The following is a 20,070-nucleotide window of genomic DNA, read 5'->3' as shown; positions in this document are numbered from 1 at the left end:
GGCGCCTTAGGCGGTGGCCGGACGCGTCTGTCCGCTCGGCCGGCGCTGCGGCTGGGTCGCGGGCTGCGCGTCGGCTTCGGTGGACGCGGCGACCCCCGCGGGAGCGGGGCGGCGCGGAACCTCGACGGGCGGCAGGCTCGACACGGGGCGGTCGCCCGACGACAACCACTGCGGGCGCGGGGGCAGACGCTTGACGTCCTTGAAGATCTCGGCCAGCTCGTTGTGGTCGAGGGTCTCCTTCTCGAGCAGGGCCAGCGCCAGGCGGTCGAGCACCTCGCGGTTGTCGTTGATCACCTGGTACGCCTCGTTGTGCGCCTGCTCGATCAGTCCACGCACCTGGGCGTCGACGCGTTCCGCGATGCGCTCCGAGAAGTCGCGGCCGTGACCCATGTCGCGGCCCATGAACACCTCGCCGGAGGACGAGCCGAGCTTGACCGGACCGACCTCGTTGGTCATGCCGTACTCGGTGACCATCTTCCGCGCGATGCTGGTGGCCTTCTCGATGTCGTTCGAGGCACCGGTGGTGGGGTCGTGGAACACGATCTCCTCGGCCACACGTCCGCCCATCGCGTAGGTCAGCTGGTCCTGCAGCTCGTTGCGGGTCACGGAGTACTTGTCGTCCAGCGGCAGCACCATCGTGTAGCCCAGCGCCTTGCCGCGCGGCAGGATCGTGACCTTGGTCACGGGGTCGGTGTGGTTCATCGCCGCCGCCGCGAGCGCGTGGCCGCCCTCGTGGTACGCCGTGATGAGCTTCTCTTTGTCCTTCATCACGCGCGTGCGCCGCTGCGGGCCGGCGATGACGCGGTCGATCGCCTCGTCGAGGGCGCGGTTGTCGATGAGCTGCGCGTTGGAGCGCGCGGTCAGCAGCGCGGCCTCGTTCAGCACGTTCGCGAGATCGGCACCGGTGAAACCGGGCGTCTTGCGGGCGACGACCTCGAGGTCGACGGAGTCGGACAGGGGCTTGCCGCGGCCGTGCACCTCGAGGATCCGCTGCCGGCCCTTGAGATCGGGGGCGTCGACGCCGATCTGCCGGTCGAAACGGCCCGGGCGCAGCAGAGCGGGGTCGAGGATGTCGGGACGGTTGGTGGCCGCGATCACGATCACGTTGACCTTGGGGTCGAAGCCGTCCATCTCGACGAGCATCTGGTTCAGCGTCTGCTCGCGCTCGTCGTGGCCGCCGCCCATGCCGGCACCACGGTGGCGACCGACGGCGTCGATCTCGTCGATGAAGATGATCGCCGGGGAGTTCTCCTTCGCCTGGTTGAACAGGTCGCGGACGCGGCTCGCGCCGACACCCACGAACATCTCGACGAAGTCCGAACCCGAGATCGAGTAGAACGGAACGCCCGCCTCACCCGCGACGGCGCGGGCGAGCAGCGTCTTGCCGGTACCGGGAGGGCCGTACAGCAGCACACCCTTGGGGATGCGGGCGCCGACCTCCTCGAACTTCTTCGGGTCCTTCAGGAAGTCCTTGATCTCTTCGAGTTCCTCGATGGCCTCGTCGGATCCGGCGACGTCCTGGAAGGTGACGGTGGGCGTCTCCTTCGTCACGAGCTTCGCGCGCGACTTGCCGAACTGCATGACCTTGCTCCCGCCGCCCTGCGCGCTGGAGAGCAGCCACCAGAACAGCAGGCCGAGCAGCACGAGCGGCAGCATCAGGGAGATGAAACCGTCGAGGAACCCGGGGCGCGGCACGACGTCGTTGAAGCCGTCCTTGGGGGCGGCGTTGTCGATCGCCGTCGCCACCTCGGACGCACGCGCGCCGCCGTAGTAGAACTGCACCGAGTCGGCGCCTTCGAAGGGCTGGGAGAGCTTCAGATCGACGCGCTGGTCGGTGTCATTGGTCGTCGCCGAGGTCACCGTGGTGCCCTTCAGCAGTTGCAGACCCTCCTGGGTCGAGATCTGCTTCGCCCCACTGAGGTTGGAGATCAGCGAGAAACCGATGACCAGAAGCAGACCGACCAACAGAACGTAGATGATCGGATTGCGCGTGATCTTCTTGAAATCCATGGTGGGCGAGCCCAGCCCTTTCGTGATCCGCTGCGGAAAAAGCGGTGAAGTCAGGGTAACGCCCGGCGACTATGCCGGGCCTGTGCGTTCGTCGTGGGCGTAGCGGGAGACGGATGCCGGGGCGCCGGCGCGCCGCATCCGGCGGGCGATCAGGAGTAGACGTGCGGCGCGAGGACGGCGACGTCGCGGAGGTTCCGGTACTTCTCGGCGTAGTCCAGGCCGTACCCGATGACGAAGTCGTTGGGGATGTCGAACCCGACGTACCGGCAGTCGACCTCGACCTTCATGGCATCCGGCTTGCGCAGGAGCGCGAGCACCTCGACGGACGCTGCCCCGCGCGAGGCGAAGTTCTCCAGAAGCCAGCTGAGCGTCAGGCCGGAGTCGATGATGTCCTCGACGATCAGCACGTCTTTGCCGGTGATGTCGGTGTCGAGGTCCTTCCGGATCTGCACGACGCCGCTCGAGCGCGTGCTCGCGCCGTAGGACGACACGGCCATCCAGTCCATCGTGATGTGCATCGGCAGGTGGCGGGCGAAGTCGGCCATGACCATCACCGCGCCCTTGAGGACGCCCACCAGCACGACGTCGCGCCCGGCGTAGTCGGCTGCGACCTGTGCCGCGAGCTCGGCGAGCTTGTCGTGGATCTGCTCCTCGGTGAGGAGGACTTCGCTGATGTCGTCGGGAATGTCGGCCGCGCGCATCCTGAAAGTCTACGCAGGAGGATTCAGGATGCCGCCCGCGCGACGATCTCGATCCGCCCCCCGACACGGCGGGCGAGGCAGCCGGGAAGGTCGATCGGGCCCTGACCGTGCCAGTCGGTGGCGAGGCGGGCGACCTCCAACGTCTGGGCGCGGGTGAGGGCGACGCCGAACTCGCTGTCGACGACGTACCGCACGATGCGGTTGCGCAGTGCGGCGGGGTTGGCCGCCAAGGCCGCGACCGAGACGGATATCCCGGCCTCGGCATGCTCGACGATGTCCTCGATCGTCTCGTCGATCATGTCCTGGAACGCCGCGGCGTCCTCGCGCAGCTGCTCCGCGGTGCGGGCGAGCGCCTCCGCGACACCGGGTCCCAGCTCGCGCTCGAGCACCGGCAGCACGATTTCCCGCACGCGTACGCGCGCGAACGCGGGGTCGGCGTTGTGCGGGTCGGTCCACGGCTCGAGCCCCTCGGCCGCGCACGCCGCGACGGTCGTCTCGCGACGCACCCCCAGCATCGGGCGCAGCCACACCGGGCCCGTGGCATCCCGCCGCTCGGGCGCCATGCCCGACAGGCTCGTCGCCCCCGACCCCCGCGCGAGTCCGAGCAGCACCGTCTCGGCCTGATCGTCGAGGGTGTGGCCCAGCAGCACCGCGTCGGCGCCCGTCTCCGCCGCCACCCGGGTGAGAGCGGCGTAGCGCGCTTCCCGCGCAGCGGCCTCGGGTCCGTTCGTCGACCCGACCCGCACGGTCACGACGCGGGCGTCGAGCCCGAGAGCGCGCGCCTTCTCCGCGGCCGCGGCCGCCACGGCATCCGATCCGCCCTGGAGGCCGTGGTCGATCACGACGGCCTCCGCGCGGATGCCGAGACGCGGCGCCTCGAACGCGGTCGCCGCCGCGAGCGCGAGGGAGTCCGCCCCGCCCGACAGCGCGACGATGACGACGCCGCGCCCGTCGAGGGCGGCACGAACGGCCCGCCGCACCTCGGCCACGGCGGGGTCGAGTCCGGGTCGCCGCTCGTGCATGGCATCCACGCTATCCGCCCTGGCGCGCAGGCCACGTCAGCGCGGACGCCCCGACTAGGCTGGGCGCGGAATTCCACCGATCTAAGGAGCACACGTATGGGCGCGTACGACGCCGTCATCGAGATCCCGCGCGGCAGCCGCGTGAAGTACGAGGTCGACCACGGCACGGGCCGGGTCTTCCTCGACCGCATCCTGTACACGGTGTTCGGCTACCCGGCCAACTACGGCTTCTTCGAGAACACCCTCGGCGAGGACGGCGACCCCCTCGACGTGCTGGTCCTCCTCGACCGCGACCTGTACCCCGGCGTCCTCGCGAAGGTGCGCCCCGTGGGCGTGCTGAAGATGAGCGACGAGGCCGGCGGCGACGACAAGGTCGTCGCGGTGCTCGCGAAGGACCCGCGCTGGGACCACATCCAGGACGTCGGCGACATCGACGACTGGACGAAGAAGGAGATCTCGCACTTCTTCGAGCACTACAAGGACCTGGAGCCCAACAAGTGGGTCAAGGTCGACGAGTGGGCGGATGCCGCCGAGGCCGAGCGCCTGGTCGGCGAGGCGTTCGCGCGCTTCGAGGAGCACGACGCACGGACCAAGACGCAGGGTGAGGGCGAAGCGCCCAACACGCTCTGACCTCCCGGTCACGACGAAGCCCCCGGTCAACGACCGGGGGCTTTCGCGTTGCTCAGACCCAGACGCCGCGATCGCGCAGCCACGGCGCGGGGTCGGTCGTCCCGCCCCACGGCGGGTAGACCTCGAAGTGGAGGTGGCAGCCGAACGAGTTGCCCGTCTGCCCCGTCGCGGCGATCTGCTGGCCGGCCGACACGCGCTGTCCGTACGAGACGTAGATGCCGCCGTTGACGATGTGGGCGTACCCGGTGCCCGACCCGTCGTCGTGCTGGATGCGGATGTAGTTGCCGTAGCCGCTGTTCAGCCCGGCGTAGGTGACGCGTCCGCTCGCCGCAGCGTAGATCGGCGACCAGCAGCTCGCGCCGAAGTCGAGTCCGAGGTGCCAGGTGCTCGCGCAGTAGCTCGCACCGCACTGCCCGGTGCGGGGTCCGTATCCCGACGTCGTTCCCGCCGAGGAGGGACGAGCCCATCCCGAGCTGACGACGTCTCCGCCACCGCTGCTGCTGCCGCCGCCACCGCCGCCCCCGCCGCCGTTGTTGGCTGCGGCTGCCGCCGCCTCACGGGCGGCGCGGTCGCGCGCTTCGGCCTCTTCGCGGGCTTTGCGCTCACGCTCTTCGCGCGCCTTGCGCTCGGCCTCGACGCCCGCCTGGTAGTCGGCGACCGTCTTCGCGGTCGTGTCCTGCAGCGCGGCGAGCTGGGCCTGCAGCACGACCTGATTCGCCTGCTGCGCGGCCAGAGCGGCTTGCGCGGCGTCCGCTGCCTGCTGCGCGGCGACCATCTTGTCTTCGGCGATCTTCTGCAGGCGGTCGCGTTCGGCCTTGGCGTCGTCGGCCTGGCTGCCGAGGTTCTTGGCGCTGTCGCGCGCGGCCACGGCAGCGGCGTAGACCGAGCGGTTGCGGTCGAGCAGCTTGTCCATCGTGCCGAGCTTGGCGAGGAGGTCATCGGCGCTGGCGGCGGAGCCCGAGAAGAACAGGTCGAGCGACGTGTCGTCGCCTCCGCTGCGATAGAGCTGCGCGGCGACCTTGCCGGCCTTGGTCGCGGCATCCGTCGCCTTGGCGGTCTCGGCATCCGCCTGGGCGCGGATCTGCTGAGCGCGGTAGTCGGCATCGAAGAAGGCCTGCTGAGCGGCGTAGTACTCGTCGGAACGCGCCTGGACCTCGGCCTGCGTGCGCTCGACCTCGGACTGCAGACCCGCGATCAGACCCTGGATGCGGGTGATCTCGGCGGCCTTGGCGGCTTCGTTGGCCCGCGCGGCCTCGACATCGGCCCATGAGGGGTAGTCGGCGGCGAAGGCGGGGGACGACGAGACGAGCGACGGCACGGTGGCCCCGATGGCACCGAGGGCGACGGCCCCGAACGCACCGAGCCTCAGTGCTCCGCGGCGGTCCAGCGACGGCCACAGACGCGCGCGCTCAGCGGGACTGGGCGCGCAACCGCAGTCGTCGGCGCCGTCGAGGGGGTCAAGCGTCACGGGAATACCTCATCTCACCGGTTCGCAACTCGCACCACAGTAGCAACACGAATCACACGAACAACAGGGCGAGTTCCCGCTGCCGCGGCCCAGTCTGACCCCTCGACACGCCGGGGCGCCGGACCGCCACGCCCTCGATTGGCAATCTCGAGAATCATGAAGTAGGCTCGGTCGTCGGCAAGTGAGCACGGAATCGCAAGGTTTCGGGGTTCATCCGGCCCCATCGTTTAGCGGCCTAGGACGCCGCCCTTTCACGGCGGTAGCACGGGTTCGAATCCCGTTGGGGTCACTCGCCGAACACAAGTTAACAATCATGGCCCTGTAGCGCAGTTGGTTAGCGTGCCGCCCTGTCACGGCGGAGGTCGCGGGTTCAAGTCCCGTCAGGGTCGCTCCATAGCGACGGGCCTTCTTTCGAGGAGGCCTTTCGTCTAGGAAGCGGCAGACATGCCGCTCGGCTCTGTAGCTCAGTTGGTAGAGCGTTCGACTGAAAATCGAAAGGTCACCGGATCGATGCCGGTCGGAGCCACACGGGTGATCATTACAGTCACCCCAGGAACCCTCGCGTAGCTTCTACATCGCGGGGGTTTCGTCTTGCCCGGCGCGGCGTCAGACCTCCCGGGCCCGCAGGTCCTTGCGCAGGATCTTCCCCGACGCGGACTTCGGGATCGCGTCGATGAACTCCACGCGCCGCACCTTCTTGTGCGGCGCGACCTCGGCCGCCACGAAGGCCATGGCGTCGTCCGCCGTGAGCTCAGCGCCCGGCGCGGCGACGACGAACGCCTTCGGGATCTCCTGCTTGTCGTCGTCGAGGACACCGATGACGGCGGCATCCTGGATCTTCGGATGCGACAGCAGCAGCGCCTCGAGCTCCGCGGGGGCGATCTGATACCCCTTGTACTTGATGAGCTCCTTCAGCCGATCGACGATCGTGAAGTACCCGTCGACGTGGTGCGTGGCGATGTCGCCCGTGTGGAGGAAGCCGTCGGCGTCGATCGTGTCGGCGGTGGCATCCGGACGATGGAGATAGCCGAGCATCACGTTCGGACCACGCACCCACAGCTCCCCGGGAGCGGTCAGCCCGTCGACCCCGTGCTCCTCGATCTCGGCACCGGTCTCGGTGTCGACGAGCTTCGCCTCGACGTTCGGGACGAGCACGCCGACCGAACTGACGGGCATGTCGTCGCGCTCGGGTGGGATCGCGTGCGAGACGGGACTGAGCTCGCTCATCCCGTACCCCTGGAAGAACCGCGCGTGGATGCGGCGACCCGCGGTCTCGGCGGTCTCCCCGTCGAGGGGGGCCGCGCCCGAGAACACGGTGTGGACGCTCGAGATGTCGAAGTCGTCGACCACGGGGTGCTTCGCGAGGGCCACCGCGATCGGCGGCGCGATGAACAGGAAGGTGCAGCGGTGCGCCTGGATGCACCGCAGGAACGCCAACAGGTCGAACTTCGGCATCGTCACGAGCGTCGCGCGCTGGCGGAGCGCGAGGTTCAGCAGCACCGTCATCCCGTAGATGTGGAAGAACGGCAGCACGGCGAGGACGCGATCGTCGCTCCCGAGCCGGATGCTCACGCGGCATTGGTCGACGTTGGCGACGAGGTTGCGGTGCGAGAGCATGACGCCCTTCGGCACGCCCGTCGTCCCTGACGAGTACGGCAGGACCGCCACGTGCGTCTCCGGGTCGAAGTCGACCTCGGGCGGGGTGCGCTGCTCGGCGAGCAGAGACCGCAGGTCGAGGTGCCCCGGCGCACCGTCCAGCACGATCACCCTGTCGTCGGGGATGCCCGCCGCGGCGGCGGCTTCGGCGGCGGGGCCGAGCAGCGGGGAGACGGTGACGAGCCAGGTGGCCCCGGCATCCGTCAGCTGCGTCTCGATCTCGTGGGCGGTGTAGAGGGAGTTGACCGTCGTGACGACGGCGCCCAGGCGCAGGATGCCATGGAACACCGTCGCGAACGCGGGGATGTTCGGGCAGAGCAGCGCGATCACCGTGTCGGTGCCGACGCCCCGGTGGGCCAGCGCCCCGGCGAACGCGTCCACCTGCGCGCGCAGGCGGCCGTACGTCGTTTCGTCACCCGTGGCCGGATCGATCAGGGCCACACGTTCGAGATCGGATTCGTCGAGCGAGCCGAAGAGGTGGTCGTAGACGCTGTGCGACGGAACGGCGATGCGCGGGTAGGGGCTCTGGAACACGGGATCTCCTTCGATACCGACGCGGCGACGATGCCGTGCGCTCATCCTGCCAAAGGCGGAACCCGGTGTCACTCCTCCCGACACGTAGGCTCAGCCGACTCTCAGAGCAGGGCGAGCAGGATCCCGCCGACCGCCCCGACGACCACGACGACCCACGCCGGGATGCGGAACGCCGTCAGGAGCACGAACCCCACCAGGGCGAGCACGAACGGCCCGGGGCCGGTGACCGCCGTGGTGAACACCGGGGTGTACAGCGCGGCCCCGAGGATGCCGACGACGGCCGCGTTCGCCCCCCGCATCGCCGCGCGGACGCGGCGTCGATCGCGCAACGCGTCCCAGAACGGGAGGACCCCGACGAGCACGAGGAACCCGGGGAGGAAGATCGCCGCGAGCGCGACCACCGCTCCCGCGACACCGCCGGGACCGACCGACGAGACGGCACCGAGATACGCCGCGAACGTGAACAGCGGGCCGGGAACAGCCTGCGCGGCGCCGTAGCCCGCGAGGAACGCGTCGGGCGACACCCATCCGGTCTGCACGACCTCGGCCTGCAGAAGCGGCAGGACGACGTGGCCTCCCCCGAAGACGAGCGCGCCGGACCGGAAGAAGGCGTCGGCGAGCGCGATGAGCCCCGACCCGGTGGCCGCCGCGAGGAGCGGGAGACCGACGAGCGCGGCGCCCGCGACCACGAGGCATCCGACCGCGACGGCCCGGGGCACCCCGAACGACGGCAGCGACTCCCCCGGCTGCTCCACGACCGCACGCAGCAGCACGAGACCCGCGACGACGCCGATCGCCAGGGCCCCGAGCTGCCCGACCGCGCCCGGAACGGACAGCGCGAGCGCGGCAGCGACCACGGCGATCCCCGCGCGAGGAGCGTCGGGGGTGAGAGAGCGGGCCATCCCCCACACGGCCTGCGCGACGATCGCGACCGCCACGATCTTCAGACCCTCCAGGATGCCGCCGCCCACCGGGCCACCGAAGAGGGACGCCCCGGCGGCGAACGCCACGAGCAGCACGGCGGAGGGCAGCGTGAAGCCGAGGAACGCCGCGAGCGCGCCGAAGAGGCCGGCGCGCTGCAGGCCCATCGCGAAGCCGACCTGGCTGGAGGCGGGTCCCGGCAGGAACTGGCACAGGGCGACGAGGTCGGCGTAGGCGCGGTCGTCCATCCAGCGCCGACGGGTGACGAGGTCGTCGCGGAAGTAGCCGAGGTGCGCGATCGGGCCACCGAAGGACGTCACCCCCAGGCGCAGGAACGCGAGGAAGACCTCGGGAACGGTTCCGGCTCGTGTCATCCGCTCTTCCTACCGCGGGAGGGGAAACGGCGGGTGAATGCTCAGCGCAGGAGGGCGTCGACGAGACGCAGCGTGCGAGCGGTGCGGTCCTGGTCGACGGCGATGTCGGCCCCGCGCACCGCTTCGCGCAGACGCTCGACCTCCCCGACCATCGGGTTCTCGGGGGCGGTGACGTCGATGACCTCGGGCACACCGGCGCGCGGAGTGAGGACCAGCCGCCGTGGCGCGTCGATGGCGTCGATCGCGAGCGAACCGTCCTCGCCCTGGATCTCGCTCGGCAGGGACGTGTCGGTGATCTTCGACCAGGCCGCATCGGCGACGAAATCGTCGTATTCGGCGATCGCACTGCCGAGTCCGTCCGTGCCCGAGGCGATGCCCACGCGCGCTCCCGCGATGCCGCGGGGCGCGCCGAACAGGAGGACGAGGGCATGCAGGGGGTAGACGCCCAGGTCACGGAGGGCGCTCCCTCCGAGCGCGGGATCGAAGATGTTCGTCCGCTCGCCCGCCAGCACATGGTCGTATCGGGCGGAGCGCTTCTCGTACCGGAACGAGACCCGGCGGACGCGGCCGAGTCGCGGCAGCACCTCCTGGATCGCGCGGATGCCGGGGTCGTAGGCCGTGCGCATGGCCTCGAGCAGCACGACACCGCGCCCGCGCGCGTGTGCGACGAGACTCTCCCACTCCTCGGCCGTGAGCGTCGCCGGCTTTTCGACGAGCACCGGGATGCCGGCATCCACCGCCGTCCGTATCTGCGCGGCGTGGACCGAGTTGGGGCTGGCGATGTACACGGCGTCGATGTCGCCGCCGTCGAGGAGCCCCTCGAGTCCGTCGGCCGCTCCCGGCGCTCCGATCCGTTCGGCGAACTCCCGTCCCCGGACCGCGTCGCGCGACGCCACCGGGCCGAGTCCGACGCCGTCCACGGTGCGCACGGCGTCCGCCAGACGCTCGGAGATGGAACTGGTGCCGACGATGCCGATGCGGATCATCCCCTCATCATCCCGTGTCCTCCCGCACCCGCTGATCCGTGATCGAGAGAGACGTCCCGCTAGGATCGCCGTGATCGTGGGGACGATCGTCGCAACCCGGGGGGAAGATTCGATGGTCACGCGCGCGCAACGACGCCGCCTCACTTCGCGACGGGTTCGCCTGCGGCGCACGATCGTCGCGGTGGTCGCCGTCGCCCTCATCGCGGGCGGCGTGTCTCTGTTCGCGGTGCTGCGCGGGTCGGCCGGCCTGCCCGTGGCGGAGACCCCGCCGACGCCGAGCCCGACGTCCACTCCGACACCCACACCCACCCCGACGCCCCTCACGGCGGCGCGGACGCTGCTGTCGACGACCACGGATCCGAAGGCGTGCGCCGTATCGTTCGTGGGCGACGGCATCTCGCTCGCCCCTCAACTCCAGACGCAGGACCTGCGCTTCGACAAGCTCCCGATCCCGCGGGCCGAGGGCCGCGTCTTCGCCGGCTGGTACGCCAGCCCCGGCGACGCCGCCGCCCTGTCGCTCCCCGCGCGCGTGAACGGGGCCGACCTCGTCTCGTGCACCGCGCGCGAGAAGACGTTGTACGCCGCCTGGACGACGCCCGAGTCGAACGCGGCGGAGGACGCCGGCATCCCGATCCTGATGTACCACCAGTTCACGCGGAATCCCGAGGGCGAGGACACCTGGCTGCGCGCCAACTACACCTACATCGGCGACTTCGACGCGCAGATGGCCTACATCCAGGAATCCGGCTTCTACCTGCCCACGTGGGACGAGCTGAGCGCCTTCATCGACGGGGCCGTGTTCCTCCCGAAGCGCTCGGTCATCATCACCGACGACGACGCCGACAGCACGTGGCTCGAGCAGGCGGCACCCGTCGTGGACGGGCGGAACCTCCTCACCACGTCGTTCGTCATCACCTCGGCGCGCACCGAGGGAACGCCCAACCGCTTCGTCCTGCAGCGCTCGCACACGCACGACATGCACCGCGCGGGGGCGAACGGCAAGGGGCGCATGGTCAACGAGGACGCCGACACCATCGCCGCCGACCTCCAGCAGTCCGCCGAGATCCTCGGGGCGAAAGAGGTCGTGGCCTATCCCTTCGGGCACTATGACGACACGACGAAGGAAGGCCTCCGCCGTGCGGGGTTCGAGCTCGGTCGCACCGTCGAACACGGGTACGTGCGGGTCGGAACCGACAAGCTGGCGCTCCCCGTCATCCGCATGAACTACGGCATGACCGTGGACGATCTGAAGGATGCCATCGGCTGAGGCCGCCCGTGGCACCGCTCCCGGGGGTGAACGTCCCGCTAGCTCTCAGCCAAATGATGCACAATCCTCATTTGGGCACGCGTCGGCCGTTCTACGCTGTGCACTTACGGCTTCACTGAAACGCGAGCATCCATGGACCTATCCGTCATCGTTCCGACCTTCAACGAGGGTCCGAACGTCGCCGAACTCGTCCGTCGAACGACGGCCGCGCTTCCCGGTCGCGACGTCGAGATCCTCTTCGTCGACGACTCCACGGATGACACGCCCGACGTCATCCGGGCGGTCGCGGAACAGGCATCGATCCCCGTGCGCCTCCTCCACCGCGACCAGCCCGTCGGCGGCCTGGGCGGTGCCGTGGTCGACGGTATCCGGGCCGCGGCATCCGACTTCTGTGTCGTCATGGACGGTGACCTGCAGCACCCGCCCGAGGTGATCGCGGAGCTGCTCGCCCGCGCCGAGATGGGCGACGCCGATGTGGTCGTCGCGTCGCGGTACATCGCCGGCGGCACGTCCGACGGCCTGGCCAATGCCGTGCGCACGATGGTCTCCCGCGCGTCGACCCTGCTGACCAAGGCGATGTTCCCGCGGAAGCTCCACAACTGCTCCGACCCGATGACGGGCTTCTTCCTCATCGACCGCCGCGCGCTCGACGTCGAGGACCTGCGTCCGCGCGGCTTCAAGATCCTTCTCGAGATCCTCGCCCGCAAGCAGATGCGCGTCGCCGAGGTGCCGTTCTCGTTCGCCCCGCGCTTCGCCGGCGAGTCGAAGGCCTCCTTCAGCCAGGGCATGCGCTTCCTGACCCAGCTCACGATGCTGCGCTTCGGCCGCATGTCGGCGTTCGCCGTCGTCGGCGGCCTCGGCGCGGTGGCGAACCTCCTCATCACCTGGGCGCTGACGGGCGTCGGCGTGCAGTATCTGATCGCTTCGGTGATCGCGAGCGTGCTGACCATCATCGGCAACTTCCTCGCGCTCGAGTACCTCGTCTTCGCCGACATGCGCGCCGAGTCCGGACTGATGCGCCACCGGTTCCTGAAGTCGTTCACGTTCAACGGCATCGAGGCGCTCGTGCGCATCCCGCTGCTCTGGCTGCTCGTGAGCGAAGCGCACCTGCACGTCGTCATCGCGACCGCCCTCACGCTGATCGCGGCGTTCATCGTCCGCTTCATGTACCACGCCCTCGTCGTCTACGCCCCCAAGAAGAGCCGTCTCGCACAGCTCCCGCTGCCCGAGACGCTCGAGGACGAACTGGCCGCCTGAGGCGGCCCGAGGCCGGAGGCCGCGTCGGCGGCGTACCCTGGAAGCATGTCCGACGCATCCATCCGCATGTTCGGCGCCGACTGGTGCCGCGACTGCATCCGCACGAAGAAGCAGCTCGACGAACTCGGCGTCGCCTACGAGTACGTCGACCTGGTGGCCGACCCCGCGGCAGCCGACGTGGCCAAGGAGATCTCGGGCCGGACGAACATCCCCGTCGTCGTCTACCCCGACGCTTCGCACCACGTCGAGCCCTCCAACGCCGACGTCGAGGCCAAGCTCCGCGAGCTGTCGCTGATCTGAGCCCGCGCCCGATGCTCGCCGCCGCGTGGCCTGTGCGCCGACGCGCGACCGGTGAGACCGGAACGGCGCTCCCCGCGTTCGTCGACCACCACGTCCACGCGCACCTGGTCGATCTCCACGCGCTGCCGGCCCGGGGGATCGCCGGCGTCCTCGACCTCGGGGGCGACCCGGCGGAACTCGCGCGCCTCGCGCCGGGTCTTCCGAGGGTGACCTTCGCCGGCGCCTTCCTCACCGCGCCGGGCGGGTACCCCGTCGGACGTTCCTGGGCTCCGGATGCCATCGTGCACACGGTCTCGAACGCCTCGCGGCATCCCGGCGAACCGGGCGGCGCCCGCACCGCGGTGGACGCGCAGGCCGATGCCGGCGCCTCCGTGATCAAGGTCGCTCTGAACGCCGACGCCGGCCCCGTGCCGTCGGACGAGATCCTCACCGCGATCCTCGCCGCCGCACGGGAACGCGGTCTGCCCGTCGTCGCGCACGCGCAGGGCGCCGGCCAGGTCGAGCGGGCGATCGACGTCGGTGTGGAGGCGCTCGCCCACACGCCGTTCGACGGCGTGCCGTCCCGGCGGCTGACGGCGCGCGCCGCGGAGAGCGGACAGGTGTGGATCTCGACGCTCGACATCCACCGCGGCGCCGCCCGCACCCGCGCGGTGCATCACCTGGCCGCCTTCGCGGCGCGCGGGGGCCGCGTGCTCTACGGCACCGACCTCGGCAACGGCCCGCTCCCCCTCGGCGTCAACCGCCGCGAGCTCCTGGCGCTGCAGGACGCCGGCGTCCGCGGTGATGCCCTGGTGGCATCCCTCACCGACCCCTGGCCCGCCCGCTCGGGCCCCGACGGTGTCCGCACGTTCGTGGCGGGCCCCGCACCCGCCGACCCCGACGACATCGCGACGTGGTTGTCGCACGCGGTCGTCGTCCCGACCGAGGAGCTCAGCCGTGTCGACTGAACCGTTCACCGCCGAGGCCCGCGCCCTGGACGCCGCAGATCCCCTGTCGACGCACCGCGCGGCGTTCGTGGGATCCGAGACATCGCTGGTCTACTTCGACGGCAACTCGCTCGGGCGGCCGCCGCGCGTCACGGCGGAGCGACTCGCCGACTTCGTCACCACGGAGTGGGGTGGGCGTCTCATCCGCGGGTGGGACGAGTCCTGGATGGATCTGCCGTTCCACATCGGCGATCGGGTGGGACGACTGGCCCTGGGAGCCGCCGCGGGCCAGACCGTCATCGGCGACTCCACCACCGTCCTGCTGTACAAACTGCTGCGGGCGGCCCTCGCCGAACGCTCTTCGTCCGACCCGGACCGCGTGGAGATCGTCGTGGGCCGGGACGACTTCCCCACCGATCGGTATCTCGTCGAGGGCATCGCCGCGGAACGCGGTGCGCGCGTCGTGTGGATCGAGGTCGACACCGCGCGCGGAGTGGATGCCGACCTGCTCCGCGCCGCGGTCGGCCCCCGCACCGCTGTCGTCCTGCTCAGCCACGTGTCCTACCGCTCGGGATATCTCGCGGATGCCGAACAGCTCACCCGCATCGCGCACGACGCGGGCGCGCTCGTGCTGTGGGACCTCTGCCATTCGGCGGGTTCCGTCCCGATCGCGCTCGACGCGTGGGGGGTCGATCTCGCGGTCGGCTGCACGTACAAGTACCTCAACGGCGGCCCCGGGGCGCCCGCCTTCGCCTATGTCGCCACACGGCATCAGGGAACGCTCGCTCAGCCGATCCAGGGCTGGATGGGCGCGGCCGACGTCTTCGCGATGGGACCGGAGTACCGCCCGGCCGACGGTATGCGGCGTTTTCTGTCGGGAACGCCTCCGGTGCTCGCGATGCTCGCGATGCGCGACACGCTCGACCTGATCGAGGACGCCGGCATCGCCGCGATCCGTGCGAAGTCGGTGGCCTTGACCGAATTCGCGATACGAGTGGGGGATGGCATCCTGAGCCCGCTCGGTGTGACCCTGGCCTCGCCACGGGACCCCGCGGAACGCGGCGGACACGTTACCCTGTCCCACCCGGCGATGCGGGCGGTCACGGCGCGACTGTGGCAGCAGGACGTGATCCCCGACTACCGCGACCCCGACGGCCTGCGGATCGGACTGGCCCCGCTCTCGACGAGCTTCGCCGAAACCCTCACGGGACTCGGGGCGGTCGCCGACGCCGTGCGCGCCGAGAGCTGACGCGCGCGTCGTCATCGGGACGGTCGCGGCGCTAGCCTCGGAGCGTGGTCGACCCCCTTCTCATCGTCGTCGGCGGGATCGTGGTGATCTCGCTCGTCACCGTGATCGCTCCGCGCTTCAACGTCGCCGGTCCGCTGGTCCTCATGGCCATCGGGCTCGGCGTGAGCCTGCTGCCGTTCGTCCCGGCGTTCGCCGTCCCGCCCGAGGTGATCCTCATCGGCGTGCTGCCCCCGCTGCTCTACTCGGCGGCGGTGCAGCTGCCGGCCATCGAGTTCCGCCGCGACTTCGCGCCGATCGCCGGCCTCTCGGTGCTGCTGGTCGTGCTGAGCGCGCTCGGGCTCGGCCTCTTCTTCACGGCGGTCATCCCCGGCATGGGGCTCGCGCTCGGCGTGGCATTGGGCGCGATCCTGAGTCCGACGGATGCCGTGGCCACCTCGATCGCGAAGCGTCTCGGAATCGCGCCCCGCGTGGTGACGCTGCTCGAGGGCGAGAGCCTGCTGAACGATGCGACCGCGCTCGTGCTCCTGCGCACGGCCGTGGCGGCCGTGGCATCCGGGTTCGCCTTCGGCGACGCCGTCGCCAACTTCGCCTGGGGTGTGCTGCTGGCGCTCGCGCTGGGCGCGCTCGTCGGATGGGGAAACCTGCGGGTCCGCGAGCGCGTGACCAACCCGGCGGCCAACACCGCGCTGAGCTTCACCGTTCCCTTCATCGCCTACCTCCCGACCGAGCATCTCGGCGGCTCGGGTCTCGTCGCCGCCGTGGTCGCGGGCATCGTGACGGGCCAGGGCGCCGCCCGGCGCTTCACCCCGGAACAGCGGGTCAGCGACCGGGTCAACTGGCGCACGATCGAGTTGATCCTCGAGGGCGGCGTCTTCCTGGTCTTCGGCCTCGAACTGAAGGACATCGTCGGCGCGAACCTCAAGGAGCATGAGGGCCTCTGGTACGGCACGTGGCTCGCCCTCTCCGCGCTCGGCATCGCCCTCGGGGTTCGCGCCCTGTACGTCGCCGGTCTGATCTGGCTCCAGGGCCGGCGGAGTCGGCGGCACTGGCGGCACCGCGAACGCGCCGAACGCATCGGCGAACGCGTCGATCAGCTGGAGGAGGCGTACCGCGCCGATCCCGAAGCCTTCGCCGGACGCGTGTCCGATCCGGCGCGCACGAAGCGGCGATTCTCGTGGGTGCGCCGACGGGTCACGCGCACCGTCGCCGATCTCGACTACTACCGCGACAGTCCCCTCGGCTGGCGCCACGGCGTGATCATCGTGTGGGCGGGGATGCGCGGTGTGGTGACCCTCGCCGCCGCCCAGACGCTCCCGAGCGAGGGCGTCGAAGACCGCCCGCTCCTCATCTTCGTCGCCTTCCTCGTGGCGCTGTTCAGCCTGCTCCTGCAGGGGCTGACCCTCGCGGCGGTGGTCCGCGGCGTCGGTCTCTCGGAGGAGGGAGGGGAGGGCCCCACGCGGGAGGAACAGCACTCCCTGGATGCCGAGCTGCGCCAGGCGGCGGTGGCCGCCGTCACGTCGGGCACGCTCGCGCGCCGCAACGGCGAGCCGTTCCCCGCGGATCTCGTCGAGCGCGCCGGCGCACGACTGACCCGCCCGCCGGACGACGACGTCACCGCGCGGGCGCGCGACCTGCTGGAGTTGCGGCTCGCCTCGATCGACGCGATGCGCCAGGAACTCAACCGCATCAGTCACGACGGGCGGTACAGCACCGCGGCGCTCCGTCACGCCCTCGCCGAGCTCGACGCCGATCAGCTGAGCCTCGAACTGCGCATCGACGGCGAAGACTAGGGCGGCGCCCGCCCGCCGGCCGGGACCGTGCGGCCTCGCCGGTGCGGGCTGCGACGTGCGGCAGAATGGAGGTGGAGGTGCCCATGAGCGATCCGATCCCGACGTCGACGTCATCGGCCGACGCCACGAGCGCCGCCGTCCCCGTCGCCCACACCGCGGCCGACTGCCCGCAGTGCTTCACCGAGATGCAAGGCGACGGCACGTGGTGGCGTGCCCGTCCCGCCGGATCGCGCCTGGTCGGACTGGTCGTCTCGCGCGCCGGCCTTCCCTCCGTCGTGCAACAGCGCGATGACCTCACCCGGTTCGGCGTCCCCATCGAGGGATTCCGCCACCCGGCGCCCGAGACCCTCGAAGACTGGGCGGCCCGCCTCGACCGCTTCTTCCTCACGCTGACCCGCGGCGACGTCCTCGTCGTCACGACCGTCGAGGCGCTCGGGGTCTCGCGCACCGACGCGTCCCGCGCCGTGGCGGAGCTCCGTCAGCGCGGCGTCATCGTGAAGGTGCTCGCCCACGGCGACCGACACCTGCACACGGCGACGGTCGCTCCCCCGGCCTGAGCGCCGCGGCCCTCAGGCCCCGACGTAGCGCGCGAGGTGCTCGCCCGTGAGCGTCGAGCGGGCGGCGACGAGGTCGGCCGGTGTCCCCTCGAAGACGATCGTCCCGCCATCGCGGCCGGCCCCGGGACCGATGTCGATGATCCAGTCGGCGTGCGCCATGACGGCCTGATGGTGCTCGATCACGACGACGGTGTTGCCGGCATCCACGAGCGAATCGAGCAGCGCGAGAAGGGTGTCGACGTCGGCGAGGTGCAGACCGGTCGTCGGCTCGTCGAGCACGTACACCGCTCCCCTCTTGGCCATCGAGATCGCCAGTTTCAGGCGCTGGCGCTCCCCGCCCGACAGGGTGTTGAGCGACTGGCCGAGGGTGATGTACCCGAGGCCGACGTCGATCAGCCGCCCCAGCACCGCGACGGCCGCGCCCGTGGTGAGGAACGCCGACGCCTCGGCGATCGACATCTGCAGCACCTCGGCGATGTTCCTGCCGTCGAGGGTGTACTCGAGCACCTCGTCGGCGAAGCCCGTGCCCGCACAGAGTTCGCAGACGGTCTCGACCGTGGACTGGAAGCCGAGCTGCGTGACGATCACGCCCAGCCCGTTGCACGCGGCGCACGCCCCCTCGGAGTTCGCGCTGAAGAGCGCGGGCTTGACGCCGTTCGCCTTCGCGAACGCGGAGCGCACGGCATCCAGGATCCCGGTGTAGGTCGCGGGGCTGCTGCGTCGCGATCCCTTGATGGGCGACTGGTCGACGACGACGACGTCGTCGAACGCGGGGAGGTTGCCGTGGATCAGGGACGACTTGCCCGACCCCGCGACCCCGGTCACGACGGTCAGGATGCCGAGGGGGACGTCGACGTCGACGTTCTTCAGGTTGTGCTGCGACGCCCCGCGGACGGACATGGCGCCGGTCCTCGCGCGGACCGAGGGCTTGAGCCGCGCCCGATGGTCGAGGAACCGACCGGTCAGCGTGGCCGACGCGCGGAGCCCCGCGACGTCCCCCTCGTACTGGACCGTTCCACCGTCGCGTCCTGCGCGCGGACCCAGGTCGACCACGTGGTCGGCGATCTCGATGACCTCGGGCTTGTGCTCGACCACGAGGACGGTGTTGCCCTTGTCACGCAACTGCCGGAGGGTGTCGTTCATCCGCTGGATGTCGTGCGGGTGCAGCCCCGCGGTCGGTTCGTCGAAGACGTAGGTGATGTCGGTGAGGCTCGACCCGAGATGACGGATCATCTTCGTGCGCTGCGCCTCGCCGCCCGAGAGAGTGCCACTCGCACGGTCGAGGGAGAGGTAGCCGAGGCCGATGTGCACGAAGGCGTCGAGGGTGTCACGGAGTCCGTCGACGATCGGGGCGACGGACGGGTCGTCGACGGTGCGCACCCAGGCGGCGAGGTCGGTGATCTGCATCGCCGCGGCATCCGCGATGTTGACCCCGGCGATACGCGACGAACGCGCCCCCTCGTTGAGCCGCGTGCCGTCGCACGCGGGGCACGGCACGAACGTCACCGCGCGATCGACGAAGGCGCGGATGTGCGGCTGCAGACCGTCGCGGTCTTTCTGCAGCATGCTCTTCGTGATCTTCGGGACGAGACCCTCGTACGTCATGTTGGTGCTGGCGATCCGCACCTTCTGCTGCTCGCCGTACAGGAAGAGCCGTCGCTGCTCCGGGCTGAAGTCGCGCACCGGGGTGTCGCCGTCGAAGAAGCCCGCCTCGGCGAAGACGCGCACCATCCACCCGTCGGCGGTGTACCCGGGCACGAGGATCGCCCCGTCGTTGAGCGAGAGCGACTCGTCGACGATCTGCGTCAGATCGATGTCGCTCACCTGGCCGAGACCCTCGCAGTCGGGACACATCCCGCCCGTGATCTCGAACGACCGCCGCTCCCTCTGGCCCTTGCGCGCCCCCGTCGCGATCGTCACCGCCCCGGCGCCCGAGAGGGACGGGACGTTGAAGGAGAACGCCTGCGACGAACCGACGTGGGGCCGGCCGAGACGGCTGAACAGCACGCGCAGCATCGCGTGCACGTCCGTCGCCGTGCCGACGGTCGAACGGGAGTTGGGCGCCATGCGCTCCTGATCCACGCGGATCGTCGCGCTGAGGTTCTCGAGCGCATCGACCTCGGGACGCGAGGGCTGCCCCATGAACTGCTGGACGAACGTCGGATACGTGTCGTTGATCAACCGCTGCGACTCGGCGGCGATCGTGCCGAACACCAGAGACGACTTGCCCGACCCGCTCACGCCCGTGAACACCGTCAGCCGCCGCTTGGGCACGTCGACGTCGACGTTCTTGAGGTTGTTCTCACGCGCGCCGCGCACGCGGATGACGTCATGGGCGTCGGCGGGGGCATCGGTCATGGCTGCTCCTCGAAGGGTCGACCCTCAGTGTGCCCGAGGCCCCCGACATGCGCGACCGGAACAG

General features: G+C 70.4%; 16 protein-coding genes and 3 tRNA genes. 11 read left to right on the top strand and 8 right to left on the bottom strand.

All coding sequences use genetic code 11. From position 1 onward, the window contains the following. Nucleotides 1–6 precede the first annotated feature (6 nt). The 3 genes from ftsH to tilS form a co-directional block, all read right to left on the bottom strand. Nucleotides 7–2,010 carry an ATP-dependent zinc metalloprotease FtsH gene (ftsH, locus tag BGO45_RS15990; RefSeq protein ID WP_292696117.1) on the bottom strand — a complete coding sequence of 668 codons (2,004 nt, stop codon included), beginning with the start codon at nt 2,008–2,010 and terminating at the stop codon, nt 7–9. Between the two features lie 149 nt (nt 2,011–2,159). Then, nucleotides 2,160–2,711 carry a hypoxanthine phosphoribosyltransferase gene (hpt, locus tag BGO45_RS15985; protein WP_292696115.1) on the bottom strand — a complete coding sequence of 184 codons (552 nt, stop codon included), beginning with the start codon at nt 2,709–2,711 and terminating at the stop codon, nt 2,160–2,162. 23 nt (nt 2,712–2,734) lie between these two features. Further along, nucleotides 2,735–3,733 (bottom strand): tRNA lysidine(34) synthetase TilS, encoded by a 999-nt coding sequence (gene tilS, locus BGO45_RS15980; protein WP_292696112.1) that lies wholly within the window; start codon nt 3,731–3,733, stop codon nt 2,735–2,737. A 96-nt stretch (nt 3,734–3,829) separates the two neighbouring features. On the opposite strand from tilS, the gene BGO45_RS15975 reads away from it, so the two are divergent. Continuing rightward, entirely contained in the window at nt 3,830–4,363 is a 534-nt protein-coding gene (locus BGO45_RS15975) for an inorganic diphosphatase (RefSeq protein ID WP_292696111.1), read from the top strand. 52 nt (nt 4,364–4,415) lie between these two features. On the opposite strand, the gene BGO45_RS15970 is transcribed toward BGO45_RS15975, so the two are convergent. Further along, nucleotides 4,416–5,831 (bottom strand): M23 family metallopeptidase, encoded by a 1,416-nt coding sequence (locus BGO45_RS15970; protein ID WP_292696109.1) that lies wholly within the window; start codon nt 5,829–5,831, stop codon nt 4,416–4,418. A 216-nt stretch (nt 5,832–6,047) separates the two neighbouring features. Here BGO45_RS15970 and BGO45_RS15965 point away from each other — a divergent pair. The 3 genes from BGO45_RS15965 to BGO45_RS15955 all read left to right on the top strand — a co-directional run bounded on the left by BGO45_RS15965 (nt 6,048) and on the right by BGO45_RS15955 (nt 6,357). Next, nucleotides 6,048–6,120: transfer RNA gene (locus BGO45_RS15965), tRNA-Glu, on the top strand. Nucleotides 6,121–6,146: 26 nt separating this feature from the next. After that, a tRNA-Asp gene (locus BGO45_RS15960) sits at nt 6,147–6,220 on the top strand. A gap of 64 nt (nt 6,221–6,284) precedes the next feature. Continuing rightward, a tRNA-Phe gene (locus tag BGO45_RS15955) sits at nt 6,285–6,357 on the top strand. An 80-nt stretch (nt 6,358–6,437) separates the two neighbouring features. Here BGO45_RS15955 and BGO45_RS15950 read toward each other — a convergent pair. From BGO45_RS15950 to BGO45_RS15940, 3 genes are all read right to left on the bottom strand, one after another. Next, nucleotides 6,438–8,021, bottom strand: coding sequence for an AMP-binding protein (locus BGO45_RS15950; RefSeq protein WP_292696106.1), 1,584 nt, complete (start codon nt 8,019–8,021; stop codon nt 6,438–6,440). 101 nt (nt 8,022–8,122) lie between these two features. Further along, nucleotides 8,123–9,316, bottom strand: coding sequence for a chromate efflux transporter (gene chrA / locus BGO45_RS15945; RefSeq protein WP_292696103.1), 1,194 nt, complete (start codon nt 9,314–9,316; stop codon nt 8,123–8,125). A gap of 41 nt (nt 9,317–9,357) precedes the next feature. Then, nucleotides 9,358–10,302 carry a Gfo/Idh/MocA family oxidoreductase gene (locus tag BGO45_RS15940; RefSeq protein ID WP_292696100.1) on the bottom strand — a complete coding sequence of 315 codons (945 nt, stop codon included), beginning with the start codon at nt 10,300–10,302 and terminating at the stop codon, nt 9,358–9,360. 181 nt (nt 10,303–10,483) lie between these two features. Between BGO45_RS15940 and BGO45_RS15935 the strand changes: the two genes are divergently transcribed. From BGO45_RS15935 to BGO45_RS15905, 7 genes are all read left to right on the top strand, one after another. Beyond that, nucleotides 10,484–11,569, top strand: a complete 1,086-nt coding sequence (locus BGO45_RS15935; RefSeq protein WP_292696098.1) for a polysaccharide deacetylase family protein — start codon at nt 10,484–10,486, stop codon at nt 11,567–11,569. Between the two features lie 132 nt (nt 11,570–11,701). Continuing rightward, nucleotides 11,702–12,826: a glycosyltransferase family 2 protein gene (locus BGO45_RS15930; protein WP_076492081.1), complete on the top strand. Its 1,125-nt coding sequence runs from the start codon at nt 11,702–11,704 to the stop codon at nt 12,824–12,826. A gap of 45 nt (nt 12,827–12,871) precedes the next feature. Then, the gene (locus BGO45_RS15925; RefSeq protein ID WP_022879717.1) at nt 12,872–13,126 is read left to right on the top strand and encodes a glutaredoxin domain-containing protein; all 255 of its coding nucleotides are present in this window, start codon (nt 12,872–12,874) and stop codon (nt 13,124–13,126) included. Nucleotides 13,127–13,137: 11 nt separating this feature from the next. Beyond that, on the top strand, nt 13,138–14,073 hold the full coding sequence (locus tag BGO45_RS15920) for a hypothetical protein (protein ID WP_292696090.1): 936 nt from the start codon (nt 13,138–13,140) through the stop codon (nt 14,071–14,073). After that, nucleotides 14,063–15,301 carry an aminotransferase class V-fold PLP-dependent enzyme gene (locus BGO45_RS15915; RefSeq protein WP_292696088.1) on the top strand — a complete coding sequence of 413 codons (1,239 nt, stop codon included), beginning with the start codon at nt 14,063–14,065 and terminating at the stop codon, nt 15,299–15,301. The genes BGO45_RS15920 and BGO45_RS15915 overlap by 11 nt, the downstream gene beginning before the upstream one ends. Before the next feature lie 44 nt (nt 15,302–15,345). After that, on the top strand, nt 15,346–17,091 hold the full coding sequence (locus BGO45_RS15910; protein WP_292696084.1) for a cation:proton antiporter: 1,746 nt from the start codon (nt 15,346–15,348) through the stop codon (nt 17,089–17,091). 83 nt (nt 17,092–17,174) lie between these two features. Continuing rightward, nucleotides 17,175–17,648 carry a dehydrogenase gene (locus BGO45_RS15905; protein ID WP_076492089.1) on the top strand — a complete coding sequence of 158 codons (474 nt, stop codon included), beginning with the start codon at nt 17,175–17,177 and terminating at the stop codon, nt 17,646–17,648. A 12-nt stretch (nt 17,649–17,660) separates the two neighbouring features. On the opposite strand, the gene BGO45_RS15900 is transcribed toward BGO45_RS15905, so the two are convergent. Then, nucleotides 17,661–20,006 (bottom strand): excinuclease ABC subunit UvrA, encoded by a 2,346-nt coding sequence (locus tag BGO45_RS15900; protein ID WP_292696081.1) that lies wholly within the window; start codon nt 20,004–20,006, stop codon nt 17,661–17,663. Nucleotides 20,007–20,070: the final 64 nt, after the last annotated feature.

It is taken from the genome of Microbacterium sp. 71-36 (genome assembly GCF_001898305.1).
Lineage (GTDB): Bacteria > Actinomycetota > Actinomycetes > Actinomycetales > Microbacteriaceae > Microbacterium.
Note: the sequence above shows the minus strand (reverse complement) of the source record. Positions and strands in the feature narration are given on the sequence as shown.

Coding starts and splice junctions, on each gene's coding strand:
- ftsH (WP_292696117.1), bottom strand. CDS start 2,010: ATGGATTTCAAGAAGATCACGCGCAATCCGATCATCTACGTTCTGTTG.
- hpt (WP_292696115.1), bottom strand. CDS start 2,711: ATGCGCGCGGCCGACATTCCCGACGACATCAGCGAAGTCCTCCTCACC.
- tilS (WP_292696112.1), bottom strand. CDS start 3,733: ATGCACGAGCGGCGACCCGGACTCGACCCCGCCGTGGCCGAGGTGCGG.
- BGO45_RS15975 (WP_292696111.1), top strand. CDS start 3,830: ATGGGCGCGTACGACGCCGTCATCGAGATCCCGCGCGGCAGCCGCGTG.
- chrA (WP_292696103.1), bottom strand. CDS start 9,316: ATGACACGAGCCGGAACCGTTCCCGAGGTCTTCCTCGCGTTCCTGCGC.
- BGO45_RS15940 (WP_292696100.1), bottom strand. CDS start 10,302: ATGATCCGCATCGGCATCGTCGGCACCAGTTCCATCTCCGAGCGTCTG.
- BGO45_RS15930 (WP_076492081.1), top strand. CDS start 11,702: ATGGACCTATCCGTCATCGTTCCGACCTTCAACGAGGGTCCGAACGTC.
- BGO45_RS15925 (WP_022879717.1), top strand. CDS start 12,872: ATGTCCGACGCATCCATCCGCATGTTCGGCGCCGACTGGTGCCGCGAC.
- BGO45_RS15920 (WP_292696090.1), top strand. CDS start 13,138: ATGCTCGCCGCCGCGTGGCCTGTGCGCCGACGCGCGACCGGTGAGACC.
- BGO45_RS15905 (WP_076492089.1), top strand. CDS start 17,175: ATGAGCGATCCGATCCCGACGTCGACGTCATCGGCCGACGCCACGAGC.
- BGO45_RS15900 (WP_292696081.1), bottom strand. CDS start 20,006: ATGACCGATGCCCCCGCCGACGCCCATGACGTCATCCGCGTGCGCGGC.